The organism is Caulobacter sp. B11, from assembly GCF_002737765.1.
GTDB lineage: Bacteria > Pseudomonadota > Alphaproteobacteria > Caulobacterales > Caulobacteraceae > Caulobacter.
Genome location: NZ_PEGG01000111.1, coordinates 1 through 6,133, shown reverse-complemented (window position 1 = coordinate 6,133; position 6,133 = coordinate 1). Strand labels below are relative to the sequence as shown.

8 protein-coding genes and 2 pseudogenes are annotated in these 6,133 nt (G+C 68.5%); all 10 read right to left on the bottom strand.

Going from position 1 to position 6,133, the window contains the following annotated elements:
• The coding region (locus CSW58_RS15715) for a 3-deoxy-7-phosphoheptulonate synthase (RefSeq protein ID WP_255406560.1) at window positions 1-173 on the bottom strand (173 nt) is incomplete at its 3' end.
• A complete protein-coding gene (locus CSW58_RS15710) occupies window positions 173-640 on the bottom strand; it encodes a 3-deoxy-7-phosphoheptulonate synthase (RefSeq protein WP_255406559.1) in 468 nt (155 codons plus the stop codon). The genes CSW58_RS15710 and CSW58_RS15715, both read right to left, overlap by 1 nt.
• A gap of 62 nt (window positions 641-702) precedes the next feature.
• A pseudogene (locus CSW58_RS15705) lies at window positions 703-809 on the bottom strand (3-deoxy-7-phosphoheptulonate synthase); the annotation flags it as partial.
• 22 nt (window positions 810-831) lie between these two features.
• Window positions 832-1,026 (bottom strand): 3-deoxy-7-phosphoheptulonate synthase, encoded by a 195-nt coding sequence (locus CSW58_RS15700; RefSeq protein ID WP_255406558.1) that lies wholly within the window; start codon window positions 1,024-1,026, stop codon window positions 832-834.
• On the bottom strand, window positions 989-1,195 hold the full coding sequence (locus CSW58_RS15695; RefSeq protein WP_255406557.1) for a 3-deoxy-7-phosphoheptulonate synthase: 207 nt from the start codon (window positions 1,193-1,195) through the stop codon (window positions 989-991). Before CSW58_RS15695 ends, CSW58_RS15700 begins: the two co-directional genes overlap by 38 nt.
• Window positions 1,196-1,279: 84 nt before the next feature.
• Complete coding sequence (locus CSW58_RS14970) at window positions 1,280-1,900, bottom strand: O-antigen ligase (RefSeq protein WP_236627670.1); 621 nt, start codon at window positions 1,898-1,900, stop codon at window positions 1,280-1,282.
• On the bottom strand, window positions 1,879-2,517 hold the full coding sequence (locus tag CSW58_RS14965) for a hypothetical protein (RefSeq protein ID WP_236627669.1): 639 nt from the start codon (window positions 2,515-2,517) through the stop codon (window positions 1,879-1,881). Before CSW58_RS14965 ends, CSW58_RS14970 begins: the two co-directional genes overlap by 22 nt.
• Window positions 2,514-3,908 carry a glutathione-disulfide reductase gene (gene gor, locus CSW58_RS06010; protein ID WP_099446676.1) on the bottom strand — a complete coding sequence of 465 codons (1,395 nt, stop codon included), beginning with the start codon at window positions 3,906-3,908 and terminating at the stop codon, window positions 2,514-2,516. The genes CSW58_RS14965 and gor overlap by 4 nt, the downstream gene beginning before the upstream one ends.
• Window positions 3,909-3,976: 68 nt before the next feature.
• Complete coding sequence (gene rpiA / locus CSW58_RS06005; protein WP_099446675.1) at window positions 3,977-4,657, bottom strand: ribose-5-phosphate isomerase RpiA; 681 nt, start codon at window positions 4,655-4,657, stop codon at window positions 3,977-3,979.
• A pseudogene (gene glmU, locus CSW58_RS06000) lies at window positions 4,654-6,020 on the bottom strand (bifunctional UDP-N-acetylglucosamine diphosphorylase/glucosamine-1-phosphate N-acetyltransferase GlmU). Before glmU ends, rpiA begins: the two are co-directional and overlap by 4 nt.
• Window positions 6,021-6,133: the final 113 nt, after the last annotated feature.

Below are 6,133 nucleotides of genomic sequence, written 5' to 3'. Positions count from 1 at the left end.
CGCCGGGGTGGACTCCCTCGGCCTCGGCCACCTCGATGAAGAGTCTTAACCTCCGACAGGATGCGGTCGAACGGCCGGGTCTTGTAGCCGGTGGAGGCCTTGAGCGTATTGCCGTGCATCGGATCATCGGTGGCCCAGACCACCGAGCGGCCGGCCGCCTTGGTCGCCCGCATCAGGCGCGGCAGACGATCGGCGATCTTGTCGCGAGCCAAAGCGACCATACAGGGTCAGACGCCCCTGGCTCCGTTGGCGGGGTTGAGCACGTCGATCCAGCCGCAGCCAGGTCGTCGGCTTCCATGGCCGGGCCGCACTTGAGTCCGATCGGGTTCTTCACGCCGCGCATGTATTCGATATGGGCGCCGTCCAGTTGGCGAGGGTGCGCTCGCCGATCCACAGCATGGTGGGCGCTGGTGTCGTACCAGTCGCCCGAGGTCGAATCGACGCGGGTCATGGCTTCCTCGAAGCCCAGCAGCAGGGCCTCGTGGCTGGTGAAAAACTCCACCCGGCGCAGGTCGGGCTGGGTCTCGGGGTGACACCGACCGCCGCCATGAAGGTCAGGCCTCGGAGATCTTTTCGACAGCTCGCGGTACCGCGCGCCCTGCGGGCTGTCGCCGACGAAGCCCAGGGTCCAAAGCGCGATAGGATGTTGTAGAGGTCGGCATAGCCGCCGCTGGCGAAGGCGCGCAGCAGGTTCAGCGTCGCGGCCGACTGGCCATAGGCCTTCAGCAGGCGGTCGGGATCGGAACCCGCTCCTCGGACGTGAAATCCATGCCGTTGATGATGTCGCCGCGATAGGACGGCAGGGTCACGCCGTCGATCGTCTCGATCGGCTCACTGCGCGGCTTTGGCGAACTGCCCGGCGATGCGGCCGACCTTCACCACCGGCTTGCCGCCGGCGAAGGTCAGCACCACCGCCATCTGCAGGATCAGCCGAAGGTAGGTGTCGCGGATGTTGTCGGCGTGGAACTCCTTGAAGCTCTCGGCGCAGTCACCGCCCTGAAGCAGAAAGGCGCGGCCCTCGGCCACGTCGCCCCAGCAGCGACTTCAGGCGACGCGCCTCGCCCGCGAAGACCAGCGGCGGCATCTGGCGAAGCGTCTGTTCAACCCGGTCCACGGCGGCCGCGTCCGGATAGTCGGACGGGATGTGCTTGGCGGGCTTGGCTCTCCAGGACGACGGGGTCCAGCGGCTGGTCATGGCGATCTCGGTCAATTCGAAAAGGGAGCGGCTAATACCTTGGCCGCCGGGAAAAGGCAAAATTATGCGACAGAACGCGGCTATCTAATCAACGAGGGCAAGTTCTTCCACATAATCCCGCTGTACGCCACGTCGCGCCATCTCGCAGGCGATCACCGTCAGGGCCCCTAGGGCCAGCCACCATTCCTGCCAGACACCGAAGCTCAACCCGCCGATGGTCAGGAAGGTCACCAGGGCCCCGGCCCCCATCGCCGCCTCGCCGCGCCGCTCCACGCTGAGGCGCGACAAGCCATAGGCCAGCCAGCAGAAGAACACCCCGGCCAGGGCGGCGCCGACCGCGCCCAGTTCGAGCCACAGCTGAAGCTGGGCGTTGTGGGTGTGGAGCGGGATGGCCAGACCAAAGGTACGGCTCGCGTCCAGCCCCCAGCCCCGGATCGGATGGGCCTGGATCTTGTCCGCGGCGAAGGCCCAGATGTCGAGGCGCGCGTCCCACGAGGCGGGCACCCACTGATGCAGCTTGCCCCACACGCCCGTTTGCACGCCAAACAGCACCGCCAAGGGAGCCAGGATGAAGGGCGCCGCGACCAGCCCGACCAGGACGCGCCCGCCCGTGGGGCCGCCCTTGCCGACCAGCAGCCAGGCGGCCAGGCCAAGACCAAGGCCCGCCAGGCTGGCGTCGGAGCTCATCGTCGCGGCGGCCGCCACGGTCGCCGCCAGCAACAGCGCCGCCGCCCGCGCCGCCCCCGCGCCGCCAGGACATGGGCCGCGGGCCAGAACAGCAGGGCCAGGACATAGGTCGAGATCGACACCTTGACCTTGGCCAGGTCCGGGCGGATCGGATCGCCGATCAGGTCGCGCAGGCTCTGATAGATCGCCGCGCCGCTCAGGCCGTCGACCGCCACCAGCACGGCAAGGCCGATCGCGCCATAGGCCAGCAAGGTCGCGGTGCGGCGCGCCGACTCGTCCGACACCGCGCGCAACCCGATCACCGCCGCGCCATAGGCGGCCAGTTGCAGGGCCAGTTTCAACGCCGTCACCGCCTCGACATCGCCATAGGTCTTCAGGGTGGCGGGATCGACGGCGGCGGGGCTCCACAACAGGCTGAGGGCGGCCCAGCCGACCAGCAGGACCAGCACCAGCATGGGCCGGGCGGCCGGGCGGCGCGCGCCGACGCCCGGCAAGGCCAAAAGCCCCACCAAGGCCATCAGCGGAGCGAAGCCCAGGGGCGCCAGATAGGCGATCGGCGGGACCAGCCCGAACAGGAAGATCGCCACGCCCGCCCGCCAGGACGAGGCCGTCCGGCTGAACAGGGCCTCGGTCATGCGACCCCGACGTCGGAAGGCATGTACTTCTCGCGCATGGTCACCAGCTCCTCGGCCAGGGTCGGGTGCACCGCGCAGGTGGAGTCCCACTGCGGCTTGGTGACACCCATCTTCACGGCGATGGCGGCCATCTGGATGATCTCCGGCGAATCCGGGCCCACCACGTGGACCCCGACGATCTTCTCATCGTCCTGCTTGACCACCAGCTTGATCAGGCACCGCTCCTGGCCGCCATAGAAGGTCGCCTTCATCGGCCGGAAAATCGAGCGATAGATATCGACCTTGCCGAAGGCGTGGCGGGCCTCGGCCTCGCTCAGCCCCACCACCCCGACCGGCGGCTGTGAGAACACGGCCGAGGCGACGAGCTCGTGATCGAAGCTGGTCGGGTTGCCGTAGAACTCGGTCTGGGCGAAGGCCGCGCCCTCGCGGATCGCCACCGGCGTCAGATTGATGCGGTCGGTCACGTCGCCGACCGCCCAGATGCTGTCGACATTGGTCTTGGAATGCTTGTCCACGGCGATCGCGCCGCGTTCGTTGAGCTTCACCCCGACCTTGTCGAGACCCAGTCCCTCGACATAGGGCTCGCGGCCGGTGGCGAACATCACCGCGTCGGTCTCGAAGGTCAGGTCATTGCTCAGGGTGCTGAGCAGCCCCTGCTCGGTCTTCTCGATGCTCTTGTGCGAGCAACCCAGGACCACCTTGATCCCGCGCTTTTCCAGTTCGTCGGCCAGATGCGAACGCACGTCATCGTCAAAGCCGCGCAGGATGTTGGCGCCGCGATACAGCAGCGTCGTCTCGACGCCCAAGCCATTGAAGATGCCGGCGAACTCCACGGCGATATAGCCGCCGCCCACCACCATCACCCGCTTGGGCAGGGTCGGCAGGTGGAAAGCCTCGTCCGAGGTGACTCCCAGGTCCACCCCGGGGAACTCCGGCCTGACGGGCCGGCCGCCGGTTGCGATCAGGATCCGGCGCGCCGTGTAGCGGCCGGCGTCCTGGCTGCCCTCCTTGGGCAGGACCTCGACCGTGTGGGCGTCGACCACCCTCGCCTTGCCGTGCAGCAGGTGCGCGCCGGCCTTCTGCAGGTTGGTGACATAGATCCCCGACAGGCGGGCGATCTCGACGTCCTTGTCCTGCAGGAAGCGCTTCCAGTCGAACGTCCGCGCGCCGACGCTCCAGCCGAAGCCCTCGGCGGTCTTGAGCTGGGCCGAGACCTCGCTGGCATAGACCATGAACTTCTTGGGCACGCAGCCGCGGATCACGCAGGTGCCGCCGACGCGGTATTCTTCCGCCACAGCCACCTTGGCCCCGGACAGGGCCGCCAGCCGCGCGGCCCGAACGCCGCCGGAACCCGCGCCGATCACGAAGAGGTCGAAGTCGTACTCAGCCATCGGACACGGTCTCGTTCAGCGGCGAAAAAAGCTTCCGCCCAGGTTGGCAGGGAAAGGGGCATATGGCTCTAGGGCAGCAGCTTGACCACCCCTTGGTCAGTTCCGATCAGGGCTTCGTCGGCGAGGTCCAGGAACAGGCCATGGTCGACCACGCCGGTGACCGCCTTCAGCGCCCCGGCCAAGGCGGCCGGCTCGGCGATCAGCCCCGGGGCCATGTCATAGATCACATTGCCGCCGTCGGTGACGACCAGGCCGCGATCGGCCATGCGCAGGCGGGGCGGCAGGAGGTCAAACTCAGCGGCGATGTCGGCCAGGCGCTGACCGGTATGGACATGGCCAAACCGCACCACCTCGATCGGCAGCCGGAACTGGCCCAGTTGTTTGACCTGCTTGGCGGCGTCGGCGATCACCACGCAGCGCTTGGAAGCCTCCCAGACCAGCTTTTCGCGCAGCAGGGCCGCGCCGCCGCCCTTGATCAGGGACAGGCCCGGCCCGACCTCATCGGCGCCGTCGACGGTCAGGTCGATCGACTTGACGTCGTCCAGGGCGGTCAGGGCGATGCCCAGTTCGCGCGCCAGATTGGCGGTGGCCTCCGAGGTCGGGACGCCGCGAATGTCGAGCTTGCGGGCCGCCAGCGCCTTGACGAACCAGGCCGCGGTCGAGCCCGTGCCCAGACCCACCACCATGCCGGGCTCGACCAGCAGGGCCGCGGCCTCGCCAGAGGCCTTCTTTTGATCGTCCGCGTTCATCGCTTGCCCTTCCTCGCCAGTTTCATCGCCCGGAATCGCTCGGCCCAGCCAGGCTTGTCGGCCTGGACCGCCCGCCCCAGGGCCAGGGCTCCCGCCTCGACGTCGCGGGTGATCACCGAGCCGGACCCGGTCATCGCCCCGTCGCCGATCCGCACCGGCGCCACCAGGGCGCTGTTGGAGCCGATAAAGGCGCCCGCCCCCACATGGGTCTCGAACTTGTCGAAGCCATCATAGTTACAGAAGATCGTCCCGGCCCCGATATTGGCCTTCTCGCCGATCGAGCCGTCGCCCAGATAGCTCAGATGATTGGCCTTGGCGCCCGCCCCGACCTTGACCTTCTTGACCTCGACGAAATTGCCGATGTGAGCGTCGGCGCCAATGTCCGCGCCCGGCCGCAGGCGGGCATAGGGACCAATCAGCGCCCCCTCGCCGACCCGCGCCCCTTCAAGGTGGCTGAAGGCCCGGATCACCGCGCCGGTTTCGACCTGCACGCCAGGGCCGAACACCACGAAGGGCTCGACCATCACCCCCGCCGCCAGTTGGGTGTCCCAGCACAGATGAACCGTGTCGGGCGCCGGCATGGTGACCCCCGCCGTCATCAGGCCGATGCGGCGGGCGGCCTGCCAGATCGCCTCGGCGGCGGCCAGCTCGACCTGGGAATTGACGCCCTGCACGGCCGCCTCGGGCGCGAAGACGGCGCGGGTCGACAGCTCACGATCATGGGCCAGGCCGACCACGTCGGTGAGGTAGTATTCTCCATTGGCGTTGTTGTTGCCGACCTTGGACAACAGGTCGAACAGCAGGGCGCGGTCGGCGGCGATGACGCCGGAATTGCAGTGCCTGACCTGGCGCTCGCCGTCGGTGGCGTCCTTGGCCTCGACGATGCGCAGCAGCACGTGGCCCGGCGCCAGGATCAGGCGGCCATAGGCGCCGGGATGAGCGGCCTCGAAGCCCAGCACCACAACATCGGCGCCGGCGGCGCGCTGGGCGAACAGCGGCGCGATCACCGGAGCGGTCAGCAGCGGACAGTCGGCATAGGTGACGACCACGTCGCCGTCGAAATCGGCCAGGGCGTCGCGGGCGGCCAAGACGGCGTGGCCGGTGCCCAGGGGCGGATCCTGGATAACCACGCTGCCCGCGCCGAGGCGTTGTTCGACATGGGCCGCGACGCCCGGGCTGTGGACGCCGGCCACCACGATGATCCGTTCGCAGTCCAGGGCCTGGGCGGCGTCGATCGCGTGATCCAACAGGGCCCGCCCGCCGATCCGGTGCAGGACCTTGGGGGTCGGTGACTTCATCCGCGTGCCCTGCCCGCGGCGAGGATCACGGCGGCGCGAGGGCGCTGAGGGGCGGCGCTGGTCATGGCGAGGCGACTCCGGCTGCGAACCAGCGTTGCATTACCCGGCCGTTTAGCCGAAACGCCAGAGCCATGCATGCTCTTCAAGCACTTGATGGGGCGACGATCGCCTTCGACTC